Source organism: Streptomyces nanshensis, assembly GCF_001751255.1.
Classification (GTDB): domain Bacteria; phylum Actinomycetota; class Actinomycetes; order Streptomycetales; family Streptomycetaceae; genus Streptomyces; species Streptomyces nanshensis_A.
Genome location: NZ_LJGW01000336.1, coordinates 9390 through 12782 on the forward strand (window position 1 = coordinate 9390; position 3393 = coordinate 12782).

Genomic DNA, 3393 nt, shown 5'->3' on the forward strand with positions numbered 1-3393 from the left:
CGCCCGTGCCGGCCGCCGCCCACAGCGCGAGCTGGCCTCCGGCGGAGTGCCCGAGCAGGACGTCGGCGGGCCCGAGCAGGTCGAGCGCGGCGGCGACGTCCTGGGCCGTCTCGGGCCAGCCGCCACCGCCGCCCACCCGCCGGTACTCCACGAGTTCGACGGTCATGCCGCGCTGTGCGAGCGCGGCGGCGAAGGGCGAGAGGTGGGTACGGTCGTACGCCTCGCGCCAGTAGCCGCCGTGCAGCACCGTGACGCGGGGGCCCGGCGCCCCGGGCCCGTACACGTCGACGATCTGCGAGGGGTGGTCGCCGTAGACGAGGGTCCGCTCGGGCGGCACCGGACGCAGTCCCAGCAGCGCTGCCTGCTCGCCCTCGTTCCCCGTCCCGCTGCCCGGCACGTTCCCCGCCGCGGTCAACTGCCCGCCTCCCGCCCGGTGTTGCGCAGCACGTCCCCGAGGGTCCGCGCCGCGCGGTCGACGTCGGCGAACGACGTGTAGAGCGGTGTGAACCCGAAGCGCAGCACTCCGGGACGGCGGAAGTCGCCGACGACGCCCCGCGCGTGCAGCCCCGCCATGACGGCCTCCGCCGGGTCGTCGCCGCCGGCCGCCGACCCGTCCTCGCACAGCAACGAGATCTGGCTGCCGCGCCGTTCGTGCTCCTGCGGGGTGAGCGGCGTCAGCCGCAGCCGTCCGGCCCGCCCGTCGGGGACGTACGTCCGTACCCGTCGCAGGAAGAAGTCCGTCAGGGCGAGGCTCTTGGCCCGCACCGCCTCGACGCTCACGCCGTCCCAGACCGTCAGGGCCTCCTCCAGCGCGAGCATGGAGAGGATGTCCGGGGTGCCCACGCGTCCGCGCACCGCGCCGTCGCCCGGCGCGTACCCGTCGGCCATCGCGAACGGGTCGGCGTGCGAAGTCCAGCCGGGCAGCGGCGAGTCGAAGCGCGGCTGCGCCTCCCGCCGTACGTAGAGGAACGCGGGCGATCCGGGGCCGCCGTTGAGGTACTTGTACGTACAGCCGACCGCGAAGTCCGCGCCGTCCGCGTCCAGTTGGACCGGCAGCGCGCCCGCGCTGTGGCAGACGTCCCACACGACGCGGCCGCCCGCGCGGTGCACGGCGTCGGTGACGGCCGCCAGATCGTGCAACTCACCCGTGCGGTAGTCGACATGGTTGACCAGCGCGACGGCCGTGGACGGGCCCGCCGCCTCCGCCATCGCGGAGACCGGCACGGCGCGCACCGTGGCCCCGGTCATCCGCGCTGCGGAGCGGGCGATGTAGCCGTCGGTGGGGAAGGTCGCCGCGTCCACCAGGATCTCGTCGCGTCCGCCGCCCTCGGCGACGCCGTGCTCCTCGCGGACGAGGCGCACCGCGCCCACCACGGCCTTGAAGACGTTGACGCTCGTCGAGTCGCCGACGACGATCTGACCGGGCGCGGCGCCCACCAGCGGGGCGATGCGGTCGCCGGTCCGCTCGGGCGCCGTCCACCACCCGGACTCGCTCCACGAGCGGATCAGCAGCCGCCCCCACTCGCGCTCCACGACGTCGGCGAGCCGCTCGGGCACCGAACGGGGCAGCGCCCCGAGGGAGTTGCCGTCGAGATAGACGGTGCCCTCCGGACCGTCGAGGACGAAGTCCGCCCGGCAGTGGGTGAGTTCGTCACGGGCGTCCAACTCCGCGGCGTCGGGCGCCACTTCCGTACCGGAGACCGCCGCCGCACCGGTCGCCGCACCGTGTGCGTCCACCGCCTCGGACGTGTCAGACATGGCTGCGCGCCGTCCACAGCTCCGGGAAGACGTTCTTCGCGGCACGCTTCTCCAGCCACGCCACGCCCGCCGAGCCGCCCGTGCCGACCTTGGAGCCCATCGCCCGCCGCGTCGCCACGAGATGGTCGTTGCGCCAGCGCCACACCAGCTCCGCGACCTCGGTCAGCGCCTCGCCGAGCCGTACGACGTCGCCGCCGCCCACGGGAGCGCCGCTCTCCTCCGCCTCCCGCGCGTAGGCGTCCGCCCACACGGCCTCGACACCGGGGTACGGCCGGTAGGGCTGCGAGACGTCCCGCGTGAGCGCCTCCCGCGGCACCGCCTCGCCCCTGCGCGCCAGATAGCCCAGCACCTCGTCGTACAGGCCGGGTTGGTGCAGCGCCTTCTCCAACTCCGCGTGCACGCGCGGCGCTCCGCGGTGCGGTACGAGCATCGACGCGGACTTCTCGCCCAGCAGGAACTCCATCCGCCGGTACATCGCGGACTGGAATCCGGAGCCCTCGCCCAGCGCCGAGCGGTAGGAGTTGAACTGCGCGGGCGTGAGATGGGCCAGCGGCTCCCAGGACGCGTTCAGCGACTGGAGTTCGTAGACGGAGCGCTTCAACGCGGCCAGCGCGCCCGGCAGATCGTCCTCGCGCAGCGACTTCGCGGCCGTCTCCCACTCGTGCACGATGACGGTGAACCACAGCTCCATCACCTGCGTGGTGACGAGGAAGACCATCTCGCCCGGGTCCTCGGACAGCGGGTGCTGGAGATGGGTCAGGACGTCGGCCTGTACGTAGTCCTCGTACGGTGTGGTGCCTTCGAAGTCCAGCTCGGGGGCCTGCGTACCGGCCGCGGGGTCCTCGACGTCGTGAGACATCGCTTCTCCTCAACGTGGTGTCCGGGTAGCGGTCCGCTCCCATCTTTCGATCGGCAATGGAGCCCCGGTCCCCTCGGGCCCGCCCCGCGCTCGGCGGCGTACGGACCCGCCACTCATCATCGGGGAGGCGGCCCGCCGGGACAAGAGAACCTGGTCAGCGCCCAGGACATATGCCCCGTACGGGCCGTGCCGCGCCCCGCGTCCCCCGCGCGGGACGTCACGACAGCGTGGCCGCCGCGGTGGGTGAACTCTCCTTGAGGAAGGACGAGCAGCGCTCGTGCTCCTCGTGCTCCCCGATCGACTCCGCGGCACGGGCGAGCGCGTGCAGCGCCCGCAGGAAGCCGCGGTTGGGCTCGTGCTCGAACGGCACGGGGCCGTGCCCCTTCCAGCCGCTGCGGCGCAGCGCGTCGAGGCCGCGGTGGTAGCCGGTACGCGCATAGGCGTAGGACTCGACGACCCGTCCCGCCTCGAAGGCGTCGTCCGCGAGCAGCGCCCACGCCAGCGAGGACGTCGGATACGCCGCGGCCACCTCGACGGGCGCCGTCCCGGAGGCGAGCATCTCGCGCGGCCCGGGGTCGTCGGGGAGGTGGGTCGGGGGCGGGCCCCCGAGCAGATTCTCGTGAATGCTCATGGTCTCCAGTCTGCCTTGTCGGTGGGGAACGCAGTCGTGGCCGAGCGAACCCGGCGTACGGCACGGACGGCGCGAACGGATCGCGCGCCGCGGAGGGCCGTCCCGGGCGCACAGCGCGGAGGGCCGGCCGTGACAAGCACGGCCG

The 3393-nt window shown here is 73.9% G+C and carries 4 protein-coding genes; all 4 read right to left on the reverse strand.

The window, feature by feature from the left end; all coding sequences use genetic code 11:
• On the reverse strand, positions 1-415 hold a 415-nt coding region (locus tag AN218_RS19955; RefSeq protein WP_216311783.1), incomplete at its 3' end, for an alpha/beta hydrolase.
• Positions 412-1758, reverse strand: coding sequence for a kynureninase (kynU, locus tag AN218_RS19960; protein WP_079132369.1), 1347 nt, complete (start codon positions 1756-1758; stop codon positions 412-414). The genes kynU and AN218_RS19955, both read right to left, overlap by 4 nt.
• The gene (locus tag AN218_RS19965; RefSeq protein WP_070018261.1) at positions 1751-2617 is read right to left on the reverse strand and encodes a tryptophan 2,3-dioxygenase family protein; all 867 of its coding nucleotides are present in this window, start codon (positions 2615-2617) and stop codon (positions 1751-1753) included. The genes kynU and AN218_RS19965 overlap by 8 nt, the downstream gene beginning before the upstream one ends.
• Positions 2618-2834: 217 nt before the next feature.
• Complete coding sequence (locus AN218_RS19970) at positions 2835-3248, reverse strand: DUF3151 domain-containing protein (protein WP_070018262.1); 414 nt, start codon at positions 3246-3248, stop codon at positions 2835-2837.
• Between the last annotated feature and the right edge of the window lie 145 nt (positions 3249-3393).

Bases quoted from the DNA above. Each gene is read 5' to 3' on its own strand.
- AN218_RS19970 (WP_070018262.1), bottom strand. From the start codon at position 3,248: ATGAGCATTCACGAGAATCTGCTCGGGGGCCCGCCCCCGACCCACCTC.
- AN218_RS19965 (WP_070018261.1), bottom strand. From the start codon at position 2,617: ATGTCTCACGACGTCGAGGACCCCGCGGCCGGTACGCAGGCCCCCGAG.
- kynU (WP_079132369.1), bottom strand. From the start codon at position 1,758: ATGTCTGACACGTCCGAGGCGGTGGACGCACACGGTGCGGCGACCGGT.